The organism is Pseudoalteromonas sp. AOP31-A2-14, assembly GCF_052378035.1.
Taxonomy (GTDB): domain Bacteria; phylum Pseudomonadota; class Gammaproteobacteria; order Enterobacterales; family Alteromonadaceae; genus Pseudoalteromonas.
The window spans coordinates 1834344-1859948 of sequence record NZ_JBQSXI010000001.1; the positions used below are offsets into that span (position 1 = coordinate 1834344).

The 25605-nt window shown below is 41.1% G+C and carries 25 protein-coding genes; 2 read left to right on the plus strand and 23 right to left on the minus strand.

All coding sequences use genetic code 11. From position 1 onward, the window contains the following. Nucleotides 1-88 precede the first annotated feature (88 nt). From prpF to ACT3S9_RS08485, 5 genes are all read right to left on the minus strand, one after another. Nucleotides 89-1279 carry a 2-methylaconitate cis-trans isomerase PrpF gene (gene prpF / locus ACT3S9_RS08465; protein ID WP_441834120.1) on the minus strand — a complete coding sequence of 397 codons (1191 nt, stop codon included), beginning with the start codon at nt 1277-1279 and terminating at the stop codon, nt 89-91. A 2-nt stretch (nt 1280-1281) separates the two neighbouring features. After that, nucleotides 1282-3885 (minus strand): Fe/S-dependent 2-methylisocitrate dehydratase AcnD, encoded by a 2604-nt coding sequence (acnD, locus tag ACT3S9_RS08470; protein ID WP_441834121.1) that lies wholly within the window; start codon nt 3883-3885, stop codon nt 1282-1284. Between the two features lie 195 nt (nt 3886-4080). Further along, a complete protein-coding gene (gene prpC / locus ACT3S9_RS08475) occupies nt 4081-5205 on the minus strand; it encodes a bifunctional 2-methylcitrate synthase/citrate synthase (protein ID WP_441834147.1) in 1125 nt (374 codons plus the stop codon). Continuing rightward, the gene (gene prpB, locus ACT3S9_RS08480; RefSeq protein ID WP_441834122.1) at nt 5205-6101 is read right to left on the minus strand and encodes a methylisocitrate lyase; all 897 of its coding nucleotides are present in this window, start codon (nt 6099-6101) and stop codon (nt 5205-5207) included. Before prpB ends, prpC begins: the two co-directional genes overlap by 1 nt. Nucleotides 6102-6182: 81 nt before the next feature. Further along, entirely contained in the window at nt 6183-6884 is a 702-nt protein-coding gene (locus ACT3S9_RS08485) for a GntR family transcriptional regulator (protein WP_441834123.1), read from the minus strand. Between the two features lie 252 nt (nt 6885-7136). Here ACT3S9_RS08485 and rsmF point away from each other — a divergent pair, with 252 nt between their 5' ends. After that, entirely contained in the window at nt 7137-8576 is a 1440-nt protein-coding gene (rsmF, locus tag ACT3S9_RS08490) for a 16S rRNA (cytosine(1407)-C(5))-methyltransferase RsmF (RefSeq protein WP_441834124.1), read from the plus strand. A gap of 93 nt (nt 8577-8669) precedes the next feature. On the opposite strand, the gene istB is transcribed toward rsmF, so the two are convergent. The 16 genes from istB to yceD form a co-directional block, all read right to left on the minus strand. Beyond that, nucleotides 8670-9422 (minus strand): IS21-like element helper ATPase IstB, encoded by a 753-nt coding sequence (istB, locus tag ACT3S9_RS08495; RefSeq protein ID WP_208835222.1) that lies wholly within the window; start codon nt 9420-9422, stop codon nt 8670-8672. After that, a complete protein-coding gene (gene istA / locus ACT3S9_RS08500; RefSeq protein ID WP_443490040.1) occupies nt 9415-10908 on the minus strand; it encodes an IS21 family transposase in 1494 nt (497 codons plus the stop codon). The genes istB and istA overlap by 8 nt, the downstream gene beginning before the upstream one ends. A 309-nt stretch (nt 10909-11217) precedes the next feature. Next, a complete protein-coding gene (locus ACT3S9_RS08505) occupies nt 11218-13077 on the minus strand; it encodes a metallophosphatase (RefSeq protein ID WP_441834125.1) in 1860 nt (619 codons plus the stop codon). A 47-nt stretch (nt 13078-13124) separates the two neighbouring features. Further along, the gene (locus tag ACT3S9_RS08510; RefSeq protein ID WP_441834126.1) at nt 13125-13892 is read right to left on the minus strand and encodes a TatD family hydrolase; all 768 of its coding nucleotides are present in this window, start codon (nt 13890-13892) and stop codon (nt 13125-13127) included. A gap of 8 nt (nt 13893-13900) precedes the next feature. After that, the gene (locus ACT3S9_RS08515) at nt 13901-14227 is read right to left on the minus strand and encodes a PilZ domain-containing protein (protein WP_441834127.1); all 327 of its coding nucleotides are present in this window, start codon (nt 14225-14227) and stop codon (nt 13901-13903) included. Between the two features lie 9 nt (nt 14228-14236). Next, nucleotides 14237-15136, minus strand: coding sequence for a DNA polymerase III subunit delta' (holB, locus tag ACT3S9_RS08520; RefSeq protein ID WP_441834128.1), 900 nt, complete (start codon nt 15134-15136; stop codon nt 14237-14239). A gap of 1 nt (nt 15137) precedes the next feature. Beyond that, nucleotides 15138-15764: a dTMP kinase gene (gene tmk, locus ACT3S9_RS08525; protein ID WP_441834129.1), complete on the minus strand. Its 627-nt coding sequence runs from the start codon at nt 15762-15764 to the stop codon at nt 15138-15140. Nucleotides 15765-15795: 31 nt separating this feature from the next. After that, the gene (gene mltG / locus ACT3S9_RS08530; RefSeq protein WP_441834130.1) at nt 15796-16791 is read right to left on the minus strand and encodes an endolytic transglycosylase MltG; all 996 of its coding nucleotides are present in this window, start codon (nt 16789-16791) and stop codon (nt 15796-15798) included. Further along, on the minus strand, nt 16785-17606 hold the full coding sequence (gene pabC / locus ACT3S9_RS08535) for an aminodeoxychorismate lyase (protein ID WP_441834131.1): 822 nt from the start codon (nt 17604-17606) through the stop codon (nt 16785-16787). The genes mltG and pabC overlap by 7 nt, the downstream gene beginning before the upstream one ends. A gap of 63 nt (nt 17607-17669) precedes the next feature. Beyond that, entirely contained in the window at nt 17670-18908 is a 1239-nt protein-coding gene (gene fabF / locus ACT3S9_RS08540) for a beta-ketoacyl-ACP synthase II (protein WP_441834132.1), read from the minus strand. Between the two features lie 112 nt (nt 18909-19020). Further along, entirely contained in the window at nt 19021-19257 is a 237-nt protein-coding gene (gene acpP, locus ACT3S9_RS08545; RefSeq protein ID WP_054203561.1) for an acyl carrier protein, read from the minus strand. A 239-nt stretch (nt 19258-19496) separates the two neighbouring features. Next, the gene (gene fabG, locus ACT3S9_RS08550; protein ID WP_441834133.1) at nt 19497-20243 is read right to left on the minus strand and encodes a 3-oxoacyl-ACP reductase FabG; all 747 of its coding nucleotides are present in this window, start codon (nt 20241-20243) and stop codon (nt 19497-19499) included. 13 nt (nt 20244-20256) lie between these two features. After that, nucleotides 20257-21183, minus strand: coding sequence for an ACP S-malonyltransferase (fabD, locus tag ACT3S9_RS08555; RefSeq protein ID WP_441834134.1), 927 nt, complete (start codon nt 21181-21183; stop codon nt 20257-20259). A 64-nt stretch (nt 21184-21247) separates the two neighbouring features. Next, nucleotides 21248-22282 carry a phosphate acyltransferase PlsX gene (gene plsX, locus ACT3S9_RS08560; protein WP_441834135.1) on the minus strand — a complete coding sequence of 345 codons (1035 nt, stop codon included), beginning with the start codon at nt 22280-22282 and terminating at the stop codon, nt 21248-21250. Between the two features lie 12 nt (nt 22283-22294). Continuing rightward, nucleotides 22295-22465 (minus strand): 50S ribosomal protein L32, encoded by a 171-nt coding sequence (gene rpmF, locus ACT3S9_RS08565; RefSeq protein ID WP_404339880.1) that lies wholly within the window; start codon nt 22463-22465, stop codon nt 22295-22297. A 9-nt stretch (nt 22466-22474) separates the two neighbouring features. Further along, nucleotides 22475-22999, minus strand: coding sequence for a 23S rRNA accumulation protein YceD (gene yceD, locus ACT3S9_RS08570; RefSeq protein WP_441834136.1), 525 nt, complete (start codon nt 22997-22999; stop codon nt 22475-22477). Nucleotides 23000-23130: 131 nt separating this feature from the next. Here yceD and ACT3S9_RS08575 point away from each other — a divergent pair, with 131 nt between their 5' ends. Further along, entirely contained in the window at nt 23131-23727 is a 597-nt protein-coding gene (locus ACT3S9_RS08575) for a Maf family protein (protein WP_441834137.1), read from the plus strand. A 1-nt stretch (nt 23728) separates the two neighbouring features. Here the strand turns inward: ACT3S9_RS08575 and ACT3S9_RS08580 are convergent, their stop codons facing one another. Both ACT3S9_RS08580 and rluC read right to left on the minus strand, forming a co-directional pair. Then, nucleotides 23729-24376: an HAD-IA family hydrolase gene (locus tag ACT3S9_RS08580; RefSeq protein ID WP_441834138.1), complete on the minus strand. Its 648-nt coding sequence runs from the start codon at nt 24374-24376 to the stop codon at nt 23729-23731. Further along, nucleotides 24373-25332 carry a 23S rRNA pseudouridine(955/2504/2580) synthase RluC gene (gene rluC, locus ACT3S9_RS08585; RefSeq protein WP_441834139.1) on the minus strand — a complete coding sequence of 320 codons (960 nt, stop codon included), beginning with the start codon at nt 25330-25332 and terminating at the stop codon, nt 24373-24375. Before rluC ends, ACT3S9_RS08580 begins: the two co-directional genes overlap by 4 nt. Between the last annotated feature and the right edge of the window lie 273 nt (nt 25333-25605).

Below are 25605 nucleotides of genomic sequence, written 5' to 3' on the forward strand. Positions count from 1 at the left end.
AAGATTATCGGCGACCAAACTTTTATGTTTTTAGTCGCTGACAACCTTCCAACTTTAGATACTAGTACTTAGAAGTGTTAGTACTCAATTATTGCTGCACTCTAACTCTAACAAAACCTTCCATTAAAATACGCGCACTGCGACTCATACTTGCTTTAGTTACTTGCCAGTTGCCGTCAATTTTCTGTGCTTGTGCGCCGACTTTTAAGGTGCCTGATGGGTGACCAAAGTTGATTTCTGTAAGGTTACCGCCACCAGCAGCTATATTTACAAGTGTGCCGTTAATTGCTGCAGCAGTGCCTATTGCAACAGCGGCGGTGCCCATCATGGCATGATGTAATTTACCCATCGACATAGCACGAACCAATAAATCAATTTCAGTTGCCTGAATATCTTTACCACTTGATGCTAAATAAGTTTTAGGCGCAGCAACAAAAGCAAGCTTGGGTGTGTGCTGGCGTTTTTGTGCTTCATCAATGTGGCTGATCAAGCCCATTTTAAGTGCACCATGGGCACGAATTAGCTCTAGGCGTTCAAGTGCCGTTACATCACTATTAATTGCATCTTGTAACTCCGTGCCGGTGTAGCCAATTGCATCCGCATTAACAAAAATGGTTGCAATACCAGCATTTATCATCGTCGCTTTTAATGTGCCAACACCTGGCACATCTAACTCATCAACCACATTACCCGTTGGAAATAATGCGCCATTGTCATCACCAGGGTTTATAAATTCAAGCTTTACCTCCGAGGCTGGAAATGTCACACCGTCAAGCTCAAAGTCGCCTGTTTCTTGTACTTGGCCGTCAGTTACCGGTACATGCACTAAAATGCTTTTTTTAATATTAGCTTGCCATACACGAACAATCGCTATGCCGTTTTCAGGTAAGCGGTTTTTATCAACCAACCCGTTATTAATAGCGAATGCACCGACTGCTGAGGTTAAGTTACCGCAGTTTCCGCTCCAATCAATAAAGGGCTTATCGATAGAGACTTGACCAAATAAGTAATCAACGTCGTGATCTGCTTGAGTGCTTTTTGATATTATAACCGTTTTACTCGTACTTGATGTTGCCCCGCCCATACCATCGGTTTGTTTGCCGTAAGGGTCTGGGCTACCAATAACCCGCAATAATAAATCATCACGTACAGTTCCTGCCACTTGGGCAGCCTCAGGTAAATCAGTTAATTTAAAAAATACCCCCTTACTTGTACCGCCGCGCATGTATGTGGCAGGAATTTTTAGTTGAGGCATAAATAATGGCGTTTCAGATTTCATTATTAAGCTTCCTCAGACTCTAAAAAGTCTTGTGCAAAACGTTGTAATACACCACCAGCAACATACACTGAAAGCTCTTCTTCGGTGTCAATACGGCACGTCATTGGTACTTCAACTACTTCACCATTGTTACGAATAATTATTAGGTTAAGTGTTGCACCTGGTGTTGGATCGCCTTTTACATCAAAGCTTTCGCTGCCGTCAATTTTTAACGTTTGACGCGTTGTGCCTTCTTTAAACTCAAGCGGTAGTACGCCCATGCCAATCAAGTTAGTACGATGAATACGCTCAAATCCTTCAGCTGCAATCACTTCAACACCGGCTAAACGTACGCCTTTAGCCGCCCAGTCTCGTGATGAGCCTTGCCCATAATCAGCGCCAGCAACAATAATCAATGACTGTTTGCGCTGCATATAGGTTTCAATTGCTTCCCACATACGAGTCACGGTGCCTTCAGGCTCAATACGTGCATAAGAACCTTGTTTAATCTCACCGTTTTCAATAACCATTTCGTTTAGTAACTTTGGGTTAGCAAACGTGGCGCGCTGCGCGGTTAGGTGATCGCCGCGATGCGTTGCATACGAGTTAAAGTCTTCTTCAGGCACATTCATTTTAGTTAAGTACTCACCGGCTGCACTGCTTGGCATAATCGCGTTTGAAGGCGATAAGTGATCTGTTGTGATATTGTCGCCAAGTACTGCTAATGCACGCATTCCTGTCATGGAACGCTCACTGGCCAACGCACCTTCCCAATAAGGAGGACGACGAATATAGGTACTTTCTGGACGCCAATCGTATAGCGGGTCGTTGTCTTCACCATAGTCAACTGTTAGGTCAAACATCGGTTCGTACACTTTTTTGAAGTGATCTGGTTTTACACTTTGCTTAATAACTGCGTCTATTTCTTCATCTGATGGCCATAAATCCATTAAGCGAATTTCATTGCCATCACAATCTGTACCTAATACGTCTTTTTCGATATCAAAGCGAATAGTACCCGCAATCGCATACGCAACAACTAAGGGTGGCGAGGCTAAAAACGCCTGCTTAGCATAAGGGTGAATACGCCCATCAAAGTTACGATTTCCCGAAAGTACCGCTGTGGCATATAAGTCACGATCAACCACTTCCTTTTGAATAATAGGGTCAAGCGCACCGCTCATGCCGTTACAAGTGGTACAAGCAAAACCAACAATACCAAACCCGAGCTTTTCAAGTTCAGGTAATAAGTTGGCTTCTTCAAGATACGATTGCACTGCTTTAGAGCCCGGCGCTAATGATGTCTTTACCCAGGGTTTGCGGCTTAAACCTTTGGCATTAGCGTTACGTGCAACAAGTCCTGCAGCAATTACATTCCGTGGGTTACTGGTATTGGTACAGCTCGTGATTGCAGCAATAATACAAGCGCCGTCAGGCATTAAGCCTTCTTCATTTTCAACTTTGCCTGATATACCTGTTACCGCTAAATCTTTGGTTGCTACACGACGATGTGGGTTCGAAGGTCCGGCAATATTTCGGCCTACACTTGATAAATCAAACGTTAGTTCACGCTCATACTCTGCAGTTTTTAAGTTGCTACTCCAAAGTCCAGTGGTTTTAGCGTAATTTTCAACTAATGAGACCTGCTCATCATCACGCCCTGTTAAGCGCAGATAATCGAGAGTGTTGTCATCAATATAAAACATTGCTGCAGAAGCACCAAACTCTGGCGTCATATTGGAAATGGTTGCTCTATCACCTAACGTAAGCGCATCAGCGCCTTCACCATAAAATTCAAGGTAACTTGAGACCACTTTTTGATTACGTAAAAATTCAGTAATCGCTAATACAATATCGGTGGCAGTAATACCTGGTTGCGGTTTGCCCGTAAGTTCAACCCCGATAATATCCGGTAGACGTAAATAAGAAGCGCGCCCAAGCATAACACTTTCGGCCTCAAGACCACCTACACCCAGGGCAATTACACCAAGCGCATCAACCATTGGTGTATGACTGTCGGTACCAACTAATGTATCTGGAAAAGCAATACCATCACGGCTTTGGATAACTGGCGACATTTTTTCAAGGTTAATTTGATGCATAATGCCATTTCCTGGTGGGATCACATCAATATTTTTAAATGCCGTTTTAGTCCAGTTTATAAAGTGAAAGCGGTCGTCGTTACGTCTATCTTCAATAGCGCGATTTTTCTCAAATGCATCAGGATCAAACCCTGCGTGCTCTACCGCTAATGAGTGGTCAACAATTAACTGCGTTGGTACAACAGGATTTACTTTTGCAGGGTCTCCACCTTTTTCTGCAATAGCATCACGTAGCCCAGCTAAATCCACAAGTGCGGTTTGGCCCAAAATATCATGGCACACAACACGAGCTGGAAACCATGGAAAATCTAAATCTCTCTTCCGCTCAATAAGCTGCTGTAGTGAATCAGTGAGCATTGCAGGATCGCATCGACGCACTAAGTTTTCAGCAAGTACACGTGAGGTATAAGGTAATGTGGCATAAGCGCCTGGTTTAATTGCATCTACGGCAGCTTGGGTATCAAAATAATCAAGATTGCTATTTGGTAAGGGTTTCCGATATTCGGTGTTATTTATAATAGTCATTATGGCGCTCGTTAATTTGGTGACGGGTGCAATGCCAACTTTATTAAAACATGATCTTTTTGCCGGATTTAATAGCTATAACTGGTCACAAATTTAATGCAGTTGGTATTTATCAAGAAGACCTTTAAGCTTGCAGTTACTTTTATTAAATAAAGCAATAAAAGGTGAACGTTCTGCTCACCTTATCTACATAACTTATCTTGATTCAATGGGCGTATAACTGCGCGCATCAGGCCCTGTGTATTCGGCACTTGGGCGAATTATACGATTATTAGCACGTTGTTCTTTAACATGCGCTGTCCAGCCAGTTACACGGCTCATTACAAAAATAGGCGTAAATAACTTGGTTGGAATATCCATAAAGTGATAAGCCGATGCATGGAAGAAATCAGCATTACAAAATAACTTTTTCTCACGCCACATTATTTCTTCACAGCGCACTGATACAGGATAAAGAACATCATCACCCACTTGCTCAGCGAGTTTTTCAGACCAGTTTTTAATAATTACATTACGTGGATCAGATTCACGATAAATAGCATGTCCAAAACCCATAATTTTGTCTTTACGCTCAAGCATACCCATAATTTCTTGTTCAGCGTGATCTACACTATTAAAATCTTGGATCATGTCCATAGCCGCTTCATTAGCGCCGCCATGTAATGGACCGCGCAGCGTACCAATTGCACCCGTTACACAAGAATGAATATCAGATAACGTTGACGCACATACACGCCCCGTAAAGGTCGAAGCATTAAATTCATGCTCTGCGTATAAAATTAGCGATACATTCATTACCTTTGCAAATAACTCTGAAGGTGATTTGTCATGTAGAAGTGTTAAAAAGTGTGCGCCAACTGAGTCATCATCCGTCTGTGTTTCAATACGTACTCCATCATGTGTAAAGCGGTACCAATAACAAATAATACTTGGAAATACAGCAACCATCCGGTCGATAGCATCATTAGATTCACTAAAATCATTTTCCATTTCAAGATTGCCTAACATAGAACAACCTGTACGCATTACATCCATTGGATGCGCATCTTTTGGAATATTTTCAAGCACCGTTTTAAGCGCTGCGGGTAAGCCACGTAAGCTTTTTAATTTTGCTTTGTAGCCGCTAAGCTCTTTTGTCGTAGGTAACTCACCACGAGAAAGTAAAAATGAGACCTCTTCAAATTGTGCTTTTTCAGCAAGTTCACTAATATCGTAACCACAATACGTTAAACCAGATCCTGTTTGCCCTACGGTACATAATGCTGTTTGCCCTGCTACTTGACCGCGTAAGCCAGCTCCGGCTAATGCTTTATCACTCATCATTTTGCTCCTTTAATTTTTTTATTATTTTTTTCTGAAAAAAGATTATCAAGGGTGTTTTCATAGGTATGATAATCAAGGAACTCATATAGCTCAGCACGGGTTTGCATATTATCTATTTGGCTTTGCTGAGACCCTTCATTTAAAATTGCTGAGTAGACATTCAGCGCGGCTTTATTCATCGCTCTAAAGGCACTTAACGGATAGAGCACCATTTCTACGCCCACTTCACTTAATTGCTCTTTGTTATAAATAGGTGTTTGCCCAAACTCAGTAATATTAGCCAAAATAGGCACATCAATCGCTTTTGAGAATGCTTGATAATCAGCAAGGTCGTGTACGGCTTCTGCAAAAATTGCATCTGCACCGGCTTCAACACACGCTGCTGCACGGTCAATCGCCGCACTTAAGCCTTCTTTTTGAAATGCATCTGTACGCGCCATAATATAAAAGTCGCTGTCAATTTTTGCATCAACGGCTGCTTTAATACGGTCGACCATTTCGTCTTGCGAAACTATTTCTTTATTTGGACGATGCCCACAACGCTTTTGTGCTACTTGGTCTTCAATATGAAAACCTGCCGCACCGGCTTTGGTCATTTCTTTTACTGTGCGAGCAATGTTAAATGCGCCGCCCCAACCGGTGTCAGCATCAACTAATAAGGGTAAATCGCTGGCACCGGTAATACGACGAATATCCTCTAGGACATTATCAAGGCTGGTCATACCTAAATCGGGCATACCATAAGAGGCATTAGCTACACCCGCACCTGATAAATAAATAGCTTGATGGCCCATTTTTTCAGCCATTATCGAGGTGTAAGCGTTGATAGTTCCCACCACTTGTAATGGGTGATTGTTGGCTACCGCCTGTTTAAATTTTAATCCTGCTGACATTACATATCCTCTCTTTGAACGGTTGTTGCGTGGAGCAAACTTTATATTTAAATTTGTTTATGACACTTTAACTGTCTTCAATTACTGCACTGCCTTCTCTTTTGTAGCTAACAAGTCGAATTTTGTTTGGATATTTGCTTGAGAGGCACTAATATGGCGTTTCATTAGCATTTCCGCGAGTTCGCCGTCATGGTTTTCAATGGCATTAATTATTGCCAAGTGTTCATCAAATGCTTTTGAAACTCGCGGCCCTACCATTCCCATTTGTACACGGTACATTCTTATTAATTGATACAACTCATTGCAGAGCAAGTGAATTAAGTGTGCATTTTTACTACCTTTAATGATTCGATAGTGAAAATCCAAATCGCCAGCTTCTTGATAATACGACTCGCCTTCTTTGACTCGTTGAGTTTGTAAATGCTGATTAAGCAATTGCTTTAAGCCTTTTACTTCTTCAGGCGCCATATTGTCGGCAGCTAAGCGACAGGCAAGCCCTTCTAGAGCACTACGAACTTGATAAACTTCAATTAAACGTTCAGCTGTTAGCGAAACCACTCGACAACCCACATTTGCTTTTCGCTCAACTAGGTTGCAGCTTTCTAAACGATTAAGCGCCTCCCTAAGCGTCGCACGGCTTACGCCATAACGTTTTGCAAGCTCCGCCTCTGAAATTTTACTGCCTTGCTTAATACTGCCTTCAACTACTTCAGCACGCACATCAACAAAGACTTGATCAGAGGCGGTGGTAATTGAGGTTTCGCTATAGACATCTTGCATCATTAGGTACATTTAAATATTGTCGACAATTCATAAAGGCACAATGCGCGTCTGACGATAAAATGTCAACCTTATAGCCAAAAAAACACTATAACGAACATTATTGTCGACAAAATTTAAAGGGACATCTATAAACGTTATAAACATATGCAGGTGTTGACATGAATTACCGCAATTAAAATATTAATAACCACACGACTCATCACTTATAAAAATGCTAAAATATATTTTTACTTACCACCTGCGAGCTTTTTCTTGGACGCTAACACTTATATTCCCCAGCAATTTATTGATGATGTGATTACCTATTTACCTGCACATTTATCTCTTGAGGATTTTGTACAGGCTTGTAAAACCCCCTTGCGTAAATCTATTCGTGTTAACACCTTAAAAATGTCTGTAGAGAACTTTAAGCAAGCAGCTGCAGATAAAGGCTGGCAGTTAACTCCTATTCCTTGGTGTAACGAAGGTTTTTGGCTAGAGCGCCCTGAAATAGAAGAAAATGCCTTAACTCTTGGTAATACCGCTCTGCATTTAAGCGGCGCCATGTATGTACAAGAAGCCAGCTCAATGCTGCCGCCGATGGCACTTAAAAAGTCGCTAACCGAAGCCTCGCATGTATTAGATATGGCCTCAGCCCCAGGATCTAAAACCTCACAATTAGCTGCACTTATGAATAATCAAGGTGTGTTAGTAGCTAATGAGCTTTCTTCGTCACGTTTAAAAGTGCTCAGTGCCACCCTCAAACGAATGGGCGTGGGTAATTGCGCACTCTCGCATTTTGATGGAATGATTTTTGGCGATTACATGTTTGAATGCTTCGACAGCATATTATTAGACGCTCCCTGCTCTGGCGAAGGAACTGTTCGTAAAGACAGTAACGCTTTAAAAAATTGGTCTATTGAGTCAAATACCGACATCGCAAAAGTACAAAAAGACTTAATAAAAAGTGCATTTTATGCTCTTAAACCCGGTGGCACGCTGGTGTACTCAACCTGTACACTCACTCCGCTTGAAAACCAGCAAGTATGTGAATATTTGCAAAGTGAGTTTGCAAACGCATTACAAGTAGAACCATTAAATACACTTTTTCCTGGCGCTGAGAAAGCCACTACTAAAGAAGGTTATTTACACGTATGGCCGCAAACATTCGACAGCGAAGGCTTTTTTATTGCAAAGTTCAAAAAATTAAGCAGTATTGATAATCCTAAACAAAAGATAAAAAAAGGGGCTTTTCCGTTTCAGCCTTTTGGTAAAAAGCAAGCAGAAGCGTTTAACAATGAATTAAAAAAGCAATTTGCCATAAAGCCACTTTGCGGCACACTTATGCAGCGCGATAAAGAGTTATGGTTATTTCCTAAAGACTTCGCAGCCATACAAGATAAAATAAAATACGCCCGACTCGGTATTCAAGTTGGCACCATTCATAAAAATGGCGTACGGTTAAATCATGAATTTGCCACGGTGTTTGGTAGTCAATGCGATAGCAATGTATTTGCTTTAACACAGGAGCAGGCCAACGATTATTATCAAGGAAAAGACATTCGCTTAGATAAAGAAATTAAAGCGACAGGAGAGGTTATTCTAACTTTATGTGGCTGCCCAGTAGGGTTAGGTAAATGGCAAAAAAATAAGATCAAAAACTCTCTACCAAGGGATTTAGTACAAAACAAGCGGTTAATAATAAGCAGTTAAAATGATTGAAAAAACATTAAAATAAACGCTTATCTAGCGTCAATTAACTTGGCCGGTTCCGCGTCAATTATCTTGGCCGGTTGACACCGAATTTTATTTGCTCTTATTGAGCGCTGTTTTGCGTCGGTAACTTTCACCTTCGCAATGAATAATCGTTGCATGATGAACCAAGCGATCTATTGCCGCTACAGTCATCGTTGAATCATCAAATAGTTCATCCCATTGTTCGAATGATTTGTTTGATGTGATGATCATGCTGTGTCGCTCATAGCGATGGGCTATCAATTCAAACAGCACGCTCGTTTCCTGTTCCGTTTTTCGTACGTAACCAACGTCATCAACGATTAATAAGCTGTATTTATCGAGCTTTACAAGTTCGTCTTGCAAGCGTAAATGTCGCTTTGCTTGCTGGAGTTGTTGAACAATCGCTGACGCGGCAACAAACTTAACTTTATGGCCCTGCTCGATAAGGCCATAACCGATACTACTGGCGATATGCGTTTTACCAAGACCACTGGCGCCAAATAGCAATATATTGCCACCGTGCTTCAACCAATCCGGCTGATTTATTAAATCAGCAACAAGGGGCTTACTAACCCCATCAACAAGGGTAAAGTCGAAGCTGCTAAGGTGTTTACCCACGGGCAATTTTGCATCTTTTAAAAGCCGCTGAAGGCGTTTATCATCGCGTGTCGCAAGTTCAATATGGCACAGCTCAGATAAGTATTGCTGTGGGCTCCATTGTTCTTCTATCGCTTTTTTGCCCAGGGTATTCCACTGTTGAAGCATGGTGCTAAGCTTTAATTGTTTCAGCATTAAAGGTAACGAGGCCGTGAAGTTATCCATGTAGACCTCCCGGTATCATGCTGCTATAAGCGCTCAAGCTGTGTTGCTTTATTGTTATTGTGGGTATGTTTGATGCAATCACTAAAAATTGCGCTTCACATTCTCGGATGGCCGGTAATTGTCGCTGAGTAATTGACGCTGCTACAAATCGTCCTAATTGACGTTCGCACCCACTTTGTTTTGCTAAATGGAGCAGTTTTACCATGTAATAGCTCGCTTCATCCGCTAAAAGGTGGGCATTAACGTATTCCCAAATAGCTTTGTAATTGTCGCTTGGAAGTAAGTCGTCACGTAGTTGTGAGTAGCGAAATGCCAATGGTTTTTTAACCAGTGCGTCAATAACATGCAAGTAACTAATATTACGTGCACGGCATCCTTTAGAAGCATAGACACGCGCTAACGTTTGAACTAAATCGCTGCCATAGTGCAGCTCTAAACGGTTGTCATATAAACGAACCAGTAATCGGCTACCAATAAGGCGTGACGGGACGCTATAGGTAACACGTTTCAATGAAATAGTACTCGTACGTGACACCGTTAGATAATGCTCGGTGTAATTGACGCTCATCGTCCGTGGTAAAGCATGTAATTGTCGCTGCTCTACTGCGTATTTATCACTTACACGGCGATTACGGCGAGCTACAATGTCGGCAACAAACGATTCATAGACTTCTCTTGTCTGAAAGTCATAACTACCACGGATTTTTAATGCTTGCTCCAGTTGCGATTTAAGATGCCCATGAGGGCTCTCAATAGCCCCATTTTCATGCGCAATACCGCGGTTATTGCGGGTCGCTTTAAAGCCATAATGGGTGACTAATTCATTAAAGCGCTCTGTAAAATCGTTATCATTAGTGTGATTACGATAGGCGGCACTCAGACTGTCTGTACGCACTTCTTTAGGCACACCGCCGGCTGCTTTAAATGCGTTTTGCACGCCATCAGAAAAAGCAGCAAAGCTTTCACCGCCGTAGATCACTTGGGCGTAAGCCCAGCCACTGGCGGGCATACGATAATGAAACAACATATGCTTTAAGGGTTCACTAGCAATGGTAACGGGTGACTTCACATGTGTAAAATCACACATACCTAATAGGCCATACTCGTGTGTTTGCAGGAATACGACCTCTTTACTTGAGCCATACAGTGCCCGCCATTTATGAATTCGACGCTCTAATGTACGCCGTGAGCTAGGGTTAAATTTGTCGGTGTGAAACTCGCAAAGGTGATCAAAAATTCCCACCGGAGTTAACGTTGCATCACCTTGAAGTAGAGGGACAACAATACTGTCCCAGATAGACTCAAGTGGATCTATACGCGTTCGCCATTGGCGTTTATTAGACAATGGCTGCTCATCCAGTTTATCAATGCGCCTTGCTGAACGTTCTGAAATACCTGCTTTCGCAGCCGCGATAACTTGGCTATTACGTTTTCTATGTTTCATATAAATAGTGACCTGCTGATCAGTGATTCGTGTTCCCGGCACAGTGAACTCCTCCGTTCTGCTGTACCGAACCTTATCAGATCAACCGGCCAAGATAATTGTCGCTAGACCGGCCACCGTAATTGTCGCTTAATAAACGCTTCTTCCATGGGGTGAAATACTTTTAAGCACAAAATAATATTACGCATTTCGTTAATAACTATTATTGTAGCGTTAATTTTAACGCGTAACCGCAAGGGGAGCTCTGCATTTTTTATTGCACTATTTTATTGCACTAATAGTTATTTGAAGTGGAAAGTTAAAATGCAGGCCTTAGTATAATTAATTGCTTATTCAAAAACTGGTTTAGGATTATTTTTCTTCTAAATCAAACTCAGTTAAACGGCCATCGCCGTGTATTAATTGATAGCGGGATAAATTCCCCTGCTCTAGTGTTATTAAACTAATAGCTGAGTCACTTACTAAATATTTTTGCCCATCTCCTATGGTTTGATGTTTATCTACTTCCATATGCCAGCGTTTGGTAAACAAATTAAGTGGGCTTTTAGGCGCATACAAAATCGAATCAATTTTATCGAGTATATTAATTAACTTCCGAGGAAATTCATTTTTAATGCCGCTGGCGGTCAATTGCCAGATACGGTTTGAGTGATCGCCAAAACGTTTTTGTACTGAAAAACAAAATGAGTAATGTACATCTCCAGATAAAATTAACGTTTCTTTTGGCGTATCATTACGGCGAAAAGTATTCAGTAACTTTTTTGCTGATCCTTCATGCGCCATCCAATTTTCAACATCGACTAGCAGCGGTTGTCCACATATATTAAAAATCGCTTGAATTGCCTCGATTGATTTAACCCCAAATACCGGTGCAGGAGACACTATAATCACCTGTTCATGAGCCAATAAACTTTCTTCAAGCTCGGTGAGCCGCTCCCAATCAAGTAACCCTGAGGGTTCGTTAAAATTACTTTCATTTCTCCAGCGGTGAGTCCGTGTATCAAGTACGACTACTTTGGGGATGGTATTAAGTTCATAATGCCAGTGATTAAAATCAAGTATGGCTTTATCAAAGGCTTTAAACTGCCAGCAGCTACCGTTAGTAAAACTTGCTTTAAAATCATTAATTAAGCTACTGGTTTTGTTTCCTGCATCATTACCAAAACCTTGCATTAACCAATAACTTATCAAGCCATTATTAACTATTCTACGGCTAACTGGGTGCTGGTAAATTGCTTGCTCCCAACCTGCTGTTAAGTTCCAATCATCAGTGACATCGTGATCGTCAAACATCATTAATGTTGAAACATTTGCAAATAAACGCTGCACATCACTAAGACCTTGGCCAAAAATAAGTAATGCCTTTTTCTCGTTATCGAATATCTGCTGACATTTAGCTGTTCTTGCTTGATAATTGATACTGTCAAAGTCAATTAGTTGCCAAGCTAATGAACTGAGATTAAGTAAATATAAGGCAATAAACTCTTCAAAAAATATTAAATGGTTGGCCGCTTTTAAGCTTGAAAAGTGTGGCTCATCTTTTTTTAACCAATACCCGACCCCAGTTTTACGACGCTGTTGCCACGGTAATTTTGGCAGGTATAAATGTCGCCGATAAAGCTGCTCATTGATATCCTCAGGTAGCGCAATATCAAGCGGCAGCTCTTTATAAATGCCAAGTTTTTTTATTAACCGCTTAATAGCAATAAGCATCGCCCCTGCCACATCGTCGGCGTATACTTGATCTCCTGATAGCAATAATATATCTGCGCCAACATTACCCTTCGTGCGTTGTTCATTTTGCCAATGCTCTGCTGCAACTAAGCTATCTTTTGCAGGATGGTGAGAATTTCTACACGAGCCGTGAAAAACTTGCTCAAGAACTCGTGGTATTACAAATGCTGGCGTGGACTTTCCCGGATAACTAAAGGCAGTCAGGTCTATGGTTTGATCGTCATTAAACAGCTGATAACCAAGTAAAACATCTGTCGGTAAGGTGGACTCAATGGGCTTCAAAGTAATAAAGTGTAAAAACACTTGTTTGCCTAGACGAATACTTTGAAGCTCGTTGTTGGTAGCAAGACCACAGAGCTCAATACGATAATTGCCAGCTTTAGTTGTAGCAAATTGTATACAAACGACAGCAGAGTCAGCACGGCGCACCATTGGCCCCATTAATAGTAGCGGAAGTTGCGCTGCACTTTTCGACATTAAGCCCTGACCTTTATTTACTGAGTTACTGTTTCCTGAGGGAGTATTTATAAATTAAATAGCGAATAAAAGTTATTCGTTGTCGCTGTAGCAAGCTCTTTATAACTAATACCTTTTAGCTCACTAATGTAATAAGCAACATCTTGTACGTATGCGGGCTGGTTAATTTTACCACGATAAGGCACTGGTGCTAAATACGGTGAGTCAGTCTCAATTAGTAGTCGGTCAAGTGGTATTTGTTTAACGACTTCTTTTAACTCAACAGCATTTTTAAAGGTCACAATGCCTGAGATAGAAATATAAAAACCTAAATCTATCGCTTTTTTAGCCATCGCCCAGTCTTCGGTAAAGCAATGTAATACACCGCCGCACTTTTCTGCGTTATGTTCGCGCATTAAATTTATAGTATCTTCACGGGCATCACGAGTGTGTATGATCAGCGGTTTTTGTAATTCGTTAGCGACTTCTATATGGCCCACAAAGCTGGCTTGCTGCACTGCATGGGTGTCTTTTGCGTAATAATAATCAAGGCCGGTTTCGCCAATGGCAACCACTTTGTCATTGCTAGCTAAATCAATTAAGCGTTGTTTATCAAGAGCGTCTTTTTGATCAAGTGGATGCACACCACAAGAAGCTGTCACATCACTATAATCTTTAATTTTGTCTAGCATACTAGGAAATTGATCAAGCGTTACGCTTACACATAAAAAATGCTCAACTTGCTTAGCTCTTGCATTATCAAGTACTTGGTCAAGGTTTAAGTCGAGCTTATCAAAGTCGAGGCGGTCTAAATGGCAATGAGAATCTACAATCATGGTACTACTTACATGGTATACGTTGGATTACCCGAGTTTAACATAGTACCCAGTAGTTTTTCGATCTTCGTATTGAGATTCGTTTTATCATCTATAAAGCTAATGCCAATCCCCGGAGGGTTAGAGCTTGGTGCGCCTTGCGGGGTTACCCAAGTAACTTTACCGGTTACTAAGTCATCTTCAAGGGCATCAGGTAATGTGACTTTTAATGCTAGAGAGTGCCCCATTTCATAATGCATATTGGTACGAACAAATAAACCACCGGTTTTTAAATAAGGCATATAGCTGCGATATAATTCATCCAAGTTGTCTATATCAACTAATAATTCTTGCACTGTGCGCTCCTAATTAATATTTTTTTGCAAGCTATACGCTAAACGAGAAATAGCGAGGGATAAATTTAAGCCGAGTACTTCGGTGCTATTTTGTAAAAACTCCGTCACAGCAAGTTGAATATTTTGATAAGCATCAAAACTCAAACCATTTAATAACTGAGCCTTAAGATGAGCATTTAAAAATAAAATAAATACCGAAATAAGTGCAGGCTGCTTGCTAAGTATATTTGCTAAATTGCTGAAATTATGACTATCTTTTAGGCCAGTAGCAAATTTATAAAGGCTATCGACGGTTTCGAGCAAATCATTGTCCTGCCAATGACTCACAAGTAACGGTTGTGCGTAGAATAGGTCAAGCCATTGATACTGCTTGTTATCAATCACGGACCCTAGCCATTGTGCTGCCAATTGCGGCGATTTAACCACAATATCCATTTTTGCACAGCGGCTTAAAATAGTCGCGGGGAGTTGATTAAGTTGACTGGTCGTTAATAATAAAAAACGCTGTTTGCTTGGCTCTTCTAAGGTTTTTAATAACGCGTTGGCGGCAGCTGTCGTCATTTTATGGCAATCATTGATCACTACAACTTTAGCACCATTTTGCGCCGCTGACTGGTTCATAAAATCACTAACACTGCGTATATCATCAACGCCTATGCTTTGCTCTTCAACGCTAATAACCCGCTTGTCAGGATGCGTGGCGGCTTGATTTAAATGACAACCTTTACACTGCCCGCAAGGAGATAAGTTAGTCGATTGCAGACACAGCAAGCTATTTGCAAGTTGTTCGACCATAGCTTGCTTACCAACGCCTGGTAAACCATAAAATAATTGACCATGATGAAAACGCCCAGCATTAAAGCTTTTGACTAATTGTTGCTTTGTTTGTTCAAGCCACGGATAAACCATACTAAGTGTTACTTTGCATAAAGTTTTCAAGCACAGCGAGTATATCTTGATGGACATTTTCAATGGCTTGTTCAGCATTAACCAACTTTATACTATCATCGTTATTTGCAAGTGCTAAATAGCGCGCGCGGGTACGCTCAAAAAAGCTCAAATGTTCTTTTTCAATTCTATCAAGCTCTCCACGCCCTTTTGCACGGGCAAGTCCGATTGCAGGGTCAATATCTAAATAAATTGTCAAATCAGGTTTTAAGCCTTTTAAAACAATCTCAGCCAATGCACTTAAAGTTGTTTGCTTTATTTCACGGCCACCACCTTGGTAGGCTTGTGAAGAGAGATCATGGCGGTCACAAAGCACCCACTGGCCTTTTGTTAGCGCTGGGGTTATAACATTATTGACCAGTTGTGAACGCGCGGCATACATAATTAATAATTCAGTTTCAGGGGCAATAGCTTCATCATGGCTGGCTTTTATAAGACCTCGTAAGGCTTCTGCGAGTGGCGTACCGCCAGGCTCTCTGACATTCGTAAAGTCAATGCTGCGTTGCTCTAAAAAATCTTGGCAAATAGCAATTGCCGTTGATTTTCCTGCCCCTTCCAGGCCTTCTATGACAATAAATTTTCCGGTCATGGTATCTCTTTTATAAGCAAAATAGCTTAAATTATTTGTTCAGTTGCTTTTGATAACGTAAATAATCTCGTACTGCTCGGTTATGCTCTTTTAATGTTTTCGAGAAGGTATGGCTACCATCTCCTTTTGCCACAAAATAAACATAGTCTGAGTCAGGCGGATTAACCGCAGCTAATATAGCTGCTTTTGACGGCATAGCAATGGGCGTTGGTGGTAAACCGTCTATTCTATAAGTATTATAAGGTGTATAACTGGTTAAATCTTTGCGTTTTATATCGCCATCATACGCTGTACCAAGGCCATAAATTACCGTTGGATCAGTTTGCAAACGCATATTGGCATTTAAACGATTCGAAAATACAGCAGCGATAACTGGGCGTTCACTGGCAAGGCCGGTTTCTTTTTCAATTATTGAAGCCATTATTAATGCTTCATAAGCACTGTCATATGGTAATACGGCAGCTCTTTGCTGCCATGCATCATCTAATACCTGCTGCATTTTATGATAAGCACGTTTAAGCACCGCACTTGCTTTATCATTTGCATGATAGTGGTATGTGTCTGGGAATAGCCAGCCTTCTAGATGTTGTTCTGAGTTTGCAATTTGCTTGGCTAGTTTTTCGGGGTCAAGATCTTTTTCTAAACGTTCCGCTCGCTCAATATTTGCTAAGACATCACGCAACGTTTGCCCTTCGATGATGGTAAAGCTAAAGCTTACTTGCTGACCATGGTTAATACGGCGAATATTTTCAAGCACGGTGCCATTATCAAGCTCATATAAACCTGCTTTTAAATCAGTGAGCGTTGGGTCAAGTTTTGCGAGCACTTGGTAACGAAAACACCCTTCAAGCCAGCTTTTAGCTTGCCATTGCTGACATAATTGATTAAACCCCGTGCCTTTTTTAACTTCAAATAGCTGTGTTTGTGTGACCTTTAATGGGTTTTTAATTGTGGTTTGTAATTGATAATAACCAATTGCACAGCTCAATACCGCTAATAATATAATCGATATAATGATTCTTAACACGTAGGCTCCTTGGCAAACAATTCTTGTAACAATAATGAACTGGGCGCTAACTGGAACTGAATATCGCCAATAGCAGTCACAGGCACAACCCCCATTAAACTATTACACATAAATACGGCATCCATTCGCTGTAATTGTTCGAGGGTAATATCAATAAATTCAATAGGTAATTTAGCACACAGTGATTGTAGATAAACCCCTTTAATACCACAATTTTGTAACTGTGGACTGACTATACGGCCGCCTTTAATCGCAAAAATATTCGCCGCAGAAGTTTCAATCACATAACCGTTATAATCACACACCACGACATCATCGTAAGGTTGCTGTTGCATCGCCTGCTTTATCATCACTTGCTCTAGACGGTTTAGTGTTTTCAAGCCGGCAAGTAACGGCTGAGAGGCTAATTTTATAGGGCTGATCCCCAATGTAATGCCTCGCTTTGGAAGTTCAGGATAACCGGGAGGAAAAGGCAGTAACGACAATAAAATTTTCAGCTTTGGCTGCTCTGGTAAACCATAACCACGCCCACCTTCACCGCGGGTAACAACTATTTTTAATATACCTGTGGGCTGCTCCGAAACAGTAGTGCTTATTGTGCGCTCAAGCGCGGGAAAATCTAGTTCACCAAATAACAAACGTTCACTGCATTCACTCAAACGTTGTCGATGTAACGGCCAATGTTCAACCTCGCCATCCAAAATTTTAGCTGTTGTAAAAAAGCCATCGCCATAATTAAAGCCGCGATCCCCCGCACTAATGGCGGTTTGTGCAGTGGTTATTATTATTTTTTGTGGTGTTTTTTGTTTTATCATTTTTCACATATAAAAAAACCCAGTAACAACTGGGCTTTTATTCTGTCTTGTTGTTAAAAAAGATTATACCTTTTTAAATAGCAATGAGCCATTAGTACCACCAAAACCAAATGAGTTACACAATGCATAGTCTAATTTTGCATCACGAGCTGTGTGTGGTACATAGTCCAAATCACAGCCTTCATCTGGGTTATCAAGGTTAATTGTCGGTGTCACTTTTTGCTCTTGTAGCGATAAAATAGAAATAATTGATTCAACAGAGCCTGCAGCGCCGAGTAAATGGCCCATCATCGATTTAGATGAACTAACCATTACATCTTTAGCTGCATCGCCAAAAATAGATTTAACGGCTGAAGTTTCTGCTTTATCACCCGCGTTAGTCGACGTGCCGTGTGCGTTAATATAACCCACTTGATCTGCATTGACTTTTGCATCATTTAAGGCATTTTCCATCGCAAGTGCTGCACCGGCGCCATCTTCTGGTGGGGATGTCATGTGATACGCATCACCACTCATACCAAAACCAACTAACTCAGAATAGATTTTTGCACCACGAGCTTTCGCATGTTCATACTCTTCAAGTACGATAACGCCTGCGCCATCAGATAGTACAAAACCATCTCGGTCTTTATCCCACGGGCGAGAAGCCGCTTGTGGGTCATCGTTACGGGTTGATAGAGCACGCGCAGCATTAAAACCACCCATACCAATGGGTGTTGAAGCTTTTTCAGCGCCACCGGCTACCATAGCATCAGCATCGCCGTAAGCGATCATGCGCGCCGCATGGCCAATATTGTGTAAGCCAGTAGTACAAGCAGTCACAATAGAAATATTAGGACCACGTAGACCGTGCATAATCGATAAATGACCTGAAATCATATTGATAATGGTCGACGGCACGTAAAAAGGAGAAAGCTTACGTGGGCCACTGTTTAATAATTTGATGTGGTTCTCTTCAATTAAAGTTAAACCACCAATACCTGAACCTACAGCTACACCAACACGTGATGCATTTTCCTCTGTGATATTTAGGCCAGAATCTTGTAATGCTTGCACACCCGCCGCTATGCCATATTGGATAAATAAGTCCATCTTTTTAGCATCTTTCGGTGGCATGTAAGCTGATGCATCAAAATCATTCAGCAAACCTGCGAATTTGGTGCCGAAACTTGAAGTATCGAAATGCGTGATAGTTTGAATACCGCTTTTACCATTTAACAAACCTTGCCAGGTTGATTCAACATCGTTACCTAGCGGTGTCAACATTCCTAAGCCTGTTACGACGACTCGACGTTTAGCCACGGGTTGCCTCCAATAAGGAAATTATTATTTTTAGGTGGGTGTATACCATTTTATAGGTATCATACTCTAGATAGACTAAGGGCAGCGGATGCTGCCCTTAATTTGCGATTAATTACTCAGCGTGAGCCGTAACGTAATCGATTGCAGATTGAACTGTAGTGATCTTCTCAGCTTCTTCATCTGGGATCTCAGTGTCAAACTCTTCTTCAAGAGCCATAACTAATTCAACAGTATCAAGTGAATCGGCGCCTAAGTCATCAACGAAAGAAGCTTCGTGCTTAACTTCTTCTTCTTTAACACCTAGTTGCTCAATGATGATTTTCTTTACGCGTTCTTGGATGTCGCTCATTCTTCTTTCCTTTAATAAAAACGCCAATGCGTTATTTTCAGATTGCGGCGTAGTTTACGGCGCATAATTCTGTGATTCAAGGATTTGATGATAATTATTTATCTGGTCAAACCTCTTGAGGGTTATTTGTCTCTTTTATCGCTTATTTTCACAACGAATTTAAGTAGGTTTAAAGCAAGATCACAAAAATTTCAACATTTTTCTACATACTTACTTTAAACAAATAGGAACGAAGTTCCTTAAACCATATACATTGCACCATTTACATGCAGTGTTTCGCCTGATACATAAGAAGCAGCATCAGATGCTAAGTAACAAACGGCAGCGGCAATTTCGTCAGGCTGACCTAAACGACCAGCAGGAACATTAGTAAGCGTAGCTGCTTTTTGCTCATCTGTAAGCTCGTTTGTCATGTCAGTCTGAATAAAACCTGGCGCCACCACGTTAACAGTAATGCCACGCGATGCAACTTCACGAGCTAATGATTTAGAAAAACCAATAACCCCCGCCTTAGCAGCTGCATAATTTGCTTGGCCGGCATTACCCATAGTGCCCACTACTGAACCAATATTGATGATACGACCATTCTTTTTCTTCATCATCGGGCGTAATACCGCCTTTGACAAGCGAAAAACCGAACTTAAGTTAGTATCTATAATATCATCCCACTCACCGTCTTTCATACGCATTAATAAGTTATCACGGGTAATACCTGCATTATTAACAAGTACATCAATATCACCTAAATCGGCTTTTATTGCAGCAAGTGTTGCCTCAATCGATGCAGAATCTGTTACGTTAAGCGCATATCCTTTACCATTGTCACCTAGGTATTCGCTGATTTTAGCAGCCCCAGACTCGCTAGTAGCAGTACCAGCAACTTTTGCGCCTTGCGCTATTAGTGTGCTTGCTATCGCCTTACCAATACCACGACTCGCACCAGTTATAAGGACAACTTTGCCCTCCAATGAAAATAAATTTGCCATCTTATTCCTACTCTTATTTCGCTTCATCAATGGCAGCTTGACTATTTACCGAGCCACATACCATTGCTTTATCAATCCGTTTTGCAAGACCCGTTAATACTTTTCCTGGGCCGAACTCATAGCTTTGGGTGATGCCTTGCGCTACAAGTGTTTGCACTGTTTCTGTCCAGCGTACTGGACTATAAAGTTGACGAACTAACGCCTGCTTAATTTCATCTGCAGCACTTTGCGCTTTAACATCAACATTATTAATGACATCACACTTAGGTGTATTAAATGTTAAAGTAGCCAAATCAGCAGCTAACTTCTCTGCCGCAGGCTTCATAAGTTCACAATGTGAAGGTACACTCACTGAAAGTGGTAATGCGCGTTTAGCTCCGGCTTCTTTACATGCCTCTGATGCTCTATCTACCGCAGCTTTATGTCCAGCTATAACCACTTGGCCAGGTGAATTGTAATTTACTGGCGATACAACCTCACCTTGTGCTGATGCACTACAAGCTGCTTTAATTTCATCATCGCCCAAGCCAATTATAGCAGCCATTGAGCCAACACCTGCAGGAACGGCTTCTTGCATGTATAAACCACGGTTTTCAACTAACTTCACAGCTTCGCTTAAGCTTAATACATCTGCACATACAAGTGCAGAATACTCACCCAAACTATGTCCTGCCATGGTAACAGCAGTATCTGGATTGGCAGCTAACCACTGACGATAAATAGCAACCGATGCGGTTAATAATGCAGGTTGCGTGCGATGAGTTTTATTTAGCTCTTGTTCTGGGCCATTCACTACTAGGGCAGCCAAATCATAACCTAATGCTTCTGATGCTTCTGCAAAGGTCGCTTTAACAATCTCTGACTCACTTAACAGCTCACTTAACATACCCACTGACTGTGAGCCTTGGCCAGGAAATACAAGTGCAATTTTTTGTGTCATACTTTGCTCTTTTTATTAAACAAATAAATGAATATCTAAATGATCGACTATATTGTGTATTTAATCAGTCGTCATTTTTTGTTGAGTGTGTTTGCTCGAAAATAGCCGCTATTTTTTCAGGAAGTTGGCGTTCAACTTCTTTGGCAGCTTCGTCGATCGCAGCATGAAAAGCTTTCGCTGAGGCATTTCCATGACTTTTTACCACAATACCGCGCAATCCTACCAGAGAAGCACCGTTATACTGGTCGGGGTTCACCCGTTTATAGAGTTTTTTTATTACTGGGCGCAACATAAAGGCTAAACACTTATAGAAACAATGCTTACTCAGCGCTTTGCTTAACTTAAACATAATAAGTTTAGCAATACCTTCACAGGTCTTTAATGCCACATTACCAACAAAGCCTTCGCAGACAATAACATCTGACTTTCCGGTAAAAATATCACTGCCTTCGCTGTAACCAGTATAATTAATATAATCGCATTGTTGCATCAACTGGGCAGCTTGTTTTATGCCTTCATGACCTTTAATATCTTCGGAGCCTATGTTCAATAAGCTTACTTTTGGGTTATCACAGTCTAACGCCTGCCCTGCGACAACAGATCCCATAATGCCAAACTGGTAAAGTGTTTGCGCATCACAATGCACATTAGCGCCTAAATCAAGAAGGTAAACAGGGTTTTTTCTTTCGGTGGGGACGGCTGAAATTAATGCAGGGCGTTTTACCCCGGGCAGCATTTTTAATACATAATGCGCCATAAAGAATAAGGCACCAGTATTTCCTGCACTCACACATGCCTGTGCTTCACCTGACTTGACTAAATCAAGAGCTACGCGCATAGATGAATCTTTTTTAGAACGCACCACCAAAGCAGGCTCACAACCATTAGTGACAACATCACTGCAGTGTCGGATAATTAATCTTGGATGAGATAGCGAATCGAGAGACTCGAGTTCATTAGTTATTACTTGCTCGTTACCACATAAGATAAGTCTTAAGTTGGTATTAGCATTTACCGCGTTAACGGCTGCGGGGATAGATGAACGGGGGCCATAATCGCCCCCCATCATATCTAACGCAATGGTTAGATTGGTCAGCATATAAGCAATCTCTTAGTTAGAAATTACTTGAACGCCTTTGTAGTAACCATCTGCAGTCACATGGTGACGACGATGAGTCTCACCAGATGTTTGGTCTACAGTTAAACTTGGACCACTAATCGCATCGTGTGAACGGCGCATGCCGCGTCTTGCACGAGACTTTTTGCTTTTTTGTACAGCCATAGTCTTCTCCTAAGAATCTTTCTTAAGTTGTTTCAAAATATCAAATGGATTTGGTTTATCATCTTCCGCTTTTAAAACACCAAAGCTGGCAGGCTTTGCTGAATAACTGCATGAAGCTTCGTTGTGGGTAGCCACTAATGGAACAGCTAAAATTAATTCGTCTTCGATTAAATCAAATACGTTAATTTCACCATTTTCATCAAGTGCTACTTCATCGTAGTCTTCTGGAAAAATATCTAACTCTGTATCCTCACCAACAGGGGAATAGACAAAGTCCTGATCCAAATCCAACCCTAAATCACCATTACAACGTTGACAAGTAACAGTTACGTGTGTGGACAAATTGCCTCTAATCACAGCTAAACCTTGCTCATCGTTTTTGCAATGAATTTTTACCGTTATTTCACCTACTTCTTCCTGCACAACTCCACGTAAACGAGTAAGTTTTTCAAGCGACACAATACCATCGTACTTTAAACGGTGTTGCGCAGCTTTGCCAGGATGAAGAGTGACGGGAATTTTCACCTTTTGCATAGGGGCTGCATCATATAGATAGTTACTAGGTTAGTCAAAATAAAAAACCAATTTTAGCTGGTTTTTAACGTGTTTTAAACTCGGATCTGATTTATCCTAACTCAATCTGATTCATACTAGGAAAATAATCAATGAAGCACTCGCTTATTTTAGCCTCAAGTTCACCCTTTCGTCAGTCTTTATTAAAAAAATTTAATTTACCCTTTGATACTTTTTCACCCAATGTTGATGAATCACCTTTAGCAGACGAACTACCGGCTTCATTAGTTGCCCGCTTAAGCGAGCTAAAAGCCCGAGAAGCCATAAATCACTTTAACCAAGGTTTAGTTATTGGCTCTGACCAAGTTGCAGTATTTGACCAACAAATTTTGGGCAAACCACACACTAAAGAAAACGCAATCAAGCAATTGAGCTTGTTTAGCGCGCAAACGGTGACGTTTTTAACCGGCCTTTGCGTTTTCGATATTGCCAATAACCGTACAAAAACAATTATAGAGCCGTTTAATGTAACCTTTAAAAAATTAAGCAATGCAGATATCAGCGCCTATTGCGACGCAGAACAGCCTTATAATTGCGCTGGCAGCTTTAAAAGCGAAGGGCTAGGTATTTGTTTATTTGAAAAATTAAGCGGTGACGATCCAAATAGTTTAATTGGCTTGCCACTCATTAAACTCAGTCAATTACTTAATGAGTTTAATGTCAATGTACTGGCAGCACAACAAGCCTAACCTACGTTATTAACAGCGGCTGTAACTGTACAAATGAATCGACTGTTGCAATAGGTTTAAATTCATTAAGTTGAGTCGCATTGTGCGCGCCCATTGTAACCCCCACACGGTTAATATTTGCAGCTTGTGCCATCATCATATCAATTTGCGTATCACCAATCATAACTGCATCGCTGGGCGCTATATTTAACTCTTCAAGTAGTTGTAGCAGCATATCTGGTGACGGTTTTGACAGCGCTTCATTGCTGGTCCGCGTTGCAACAAAATAGCCACGCAGCTTGGTTTCGTCTAATAAGCGCTCAAGCCCTGCGCGGCTTTTACCCGTGGCAACGGCTAGTAACACGCCTTGCTGTTGTAACGCAATTAATGTGCGTTCTACACCGACGAAAAGTGGTGCGACTGTGGTATCCACTTCTTTATATTGACGCTGGTACTCAAGCACAATATCTGCACACGGTGCGTCATCATCAGGGAACAGCACTGCAACTGCTTTTTCAAGTGACATACCAATGATATTCTTAACTGCATCATCACTAGGTACAGCTAAATTAAGTGTAAGCGCGCTTTGCTGCATACAATTAACTATTTTTGGCACCGAATCCATTACCGTGCCATCCCAATCAAAAATCACTAATTTATATTTATTCATGACTTAGCTGCACGTAATGTTTTAATGCAATTTTTTAAAGTTTTATCAAGAGGCGCTTCAACGCGCATAGTTGTTTCACTTTTAGGGTGATAAAAGCGCAAGTCATGAGCATGTAAAAATAAACGATTTAAGCCTATTTTACGCATTCCCGCATCAAAACCTTGGTCACCATATTTATCATCACACGCAATTGGATGACCTACACATTGAGTATGAACACGAATTTGATGAGTACGTCCTGTTACAGGCGATGCTTGTACTAATGAGCATTCATCAAAGTGTTCAAGTACTTTAAACCGTGTATGTGATGGTTTACCTTCAGTGTTATCAACTCTAACTATACGTTCACCTGACTGCAGCGTATTTTTACGCAACCCCTCCGTCACGTTTTTAGTTTTAGAGTCCCATTGACCGTCGACTAATGCCCAATAATTTTTTTCCATGGTTTTTTCACGTAGTTGTTCATGCAAACTAGTAAGCACAGAACGACGCTTAGCAATTAATAAACACCCCGAAGTATCGCGGTCTAAACGATGAACCAACTCTAAACTGCGTTCATTTGGACGAAGAGCTCGCAGTGCTTCAATTAAGCCATAACTTAGCCCACTACCACCATGAACAGCCATACCCGATGGCTTATTAATGACAATTAAGTACTTATCTTCAAACAAAATTTCGTCTTCTAGTTTGGCTATTTTATCGAGCTTTGTCGGCACAAACTCTTCACGTTCGGCTACTTTTATGGGGGGGATACGTACGATATCGTCTATTTTTAGTTTGTAAACGGGCTTAATGCGTTTTTTATTTACACGCACTTCCCCTTTTCGCAAAATTTTATAAATCGCGCTCTTTGGCACCCCTTTTAAATGGGTAATAAGAAAGTTATCAATACGCTGACCGAGGTGGTCCTCGGTGATCGTGACGAAAGATACTTGTAAGCCGGTTTTTTCTGACATTGCCTAATCACTGATTTAAGTAAATAATTTAGTTGCTAACACGGATGTAATAATGGGATAATCATTACTGTAAATATAATTTGCAGTAACAACGGTGCTTTTTAACACATTTAAAACATTCATGATGCACATTCTGGGTTGCCGATCATACAGATCCGAGTTAAGTTTTCCAAAGCTTTTATATATACCTAGTTAACACGTGCGTTCAACTAATGGTGATGCGCGTAATATATCGCCGCTTAAGTTTGACCATGAATAGCAATTGATGTTGAT

Excerpts from the sequence above, each read along its gene's own strand:
- yceD (WP_441834136.1), bottom strand. The coding sequence starts at position 22,999 with ATGCAAAAGGTGAAAATTCCCGTCACTCTTCATCCTGGCAAAGCTGCG.
- ACT3S9_RS08485 (WP_441834123.1), bottom strand. The coding sequence starts at position 6,884 with ATGATGCAAGATGTCTATAGCGAAACCTCAATTACCACCGCCTCTGAT.
- prpF (WP_441834120.1), bottom strand. The coding sequence starts at position 1,279 with ATGAAATCTGAAACGCCATTATTTATGCCTCAACTAAAAATTCCTGCC.
- acnD (WP_441834121.1), bottom strand. The coding sequence starts at position 3,885 with ATGACTATTATAAATAACACCGAATATCGGAAACCCTTACCAAATAGC.
- prpB (WP_441834122.1), bottom strand. The coding sequence starts at position 6,101 with ATGTCAGCAGGATTAAAATTTAAACAGGCGGTAGCCAACAATCACCCA.
- fabG (WP_441834133.1), bottom strand. The coding sequence starts at position 20,243 with ATGGCAAATTTATTTTCATTGGAGGGCAAAGTTGTCCTTATAACTGGT.
- pabC (WP_441834131.1), bottom strand. The coding sequence starts at position 17,606 with ATGATAAAACAAAAAACACCACAAAAAATAATAATAACCACTGCACAA.
- holB (WP_441834128.1), bottom strand. The coding sequence starts at position 15,136 with ATGGTTTATCCGTGGCTTGAACAAACAAAGCAACAATTAGTCAAAAGC.
- prpC (WP_441834147.1), bottom strand. The coding sequence starts at position 5,205 with ATGAGTGATAAAGCATTAGCCGGAGCTGGCTTACGCGGTCAAGTAGCA.
- ACT3S9_RS08580 (WP_441834138.1), bottom strand. The coding sequence starts at position 24,376 with ATGAATAAATATAAATTAGTGATTTTTGATTGGGATGGCACGGTAATG.
- rluC (WP_441834139.1), bottom strand. The coding sequence starts at position 25,332 with ATGTCAGAAAAAACCGGCTTACAAGTATCTTTCGTCACGATCACCGAG.
- rpmF (WP_404339880.1), bottom strand. The coding sequence starts at position 22,465 with ATGGCTGTACAAAAAAGCAAAAAGTCTCGTGCAAGACGCGGCATGCGC.
- acpP (WP_054203561.1), bottom strand. The coding sequence starts at position 19,257 with ATGAGCGACATCCAAGAACGCGTAAAGAAAATCATCATTGAGCAACTA.
- plsX (WP_441834135.1), bottom strand. The coding sequence starts at position 22,282 with ATGCTGACCAATCTAACCATTGCGTTAGATATGATGGGGGGCGATTAT.
- tmk (WP_441834129.1), bottom strand. The coding sequence starts at position 15,764 with ATGACCGGAAAATTTATTGTCATAGAAGGCCTGGAAGGGGCAGGAAAA.
- fabD (WP_441834134.1), bottom strand. The coding sequence starts at position 21,183 with ATGACACAAAAAATTGCACTTGTATTTCCTGGCCAAGGCTCACAGTCA.
- ACT3S9_RS08505 (WP_441834125.1), bottom strand. The coding sequence starts at position 13,077 with ATGTCGAAAAGTGCAGCGCAACTTCCGCTACTATTAATGGGGCCAATG.
- ACT3S9_RS08575 (WP_441834137.1), top strand. The coding sequence starts at position 23,131 with ATGAAGCACTCGCTTATTTTAGCCTCAAGTTCACCCTTTCGTCAGTCT.
- ACT3S9_RS08510 (WP_441834126.1), bottom strand. The coding sequence starts at position 13,892 with ATGATTGTAGATTCTCATTGCCATTTAGACCGCCTCGACTTTGATAAG.
- istB (WP_208835222.1), bottom strand. The coding sequence starts at position 9,422 with ATGGATAACTTCACGGCCTCGTTACCTTTAATGCTGAAACAATTAAAG.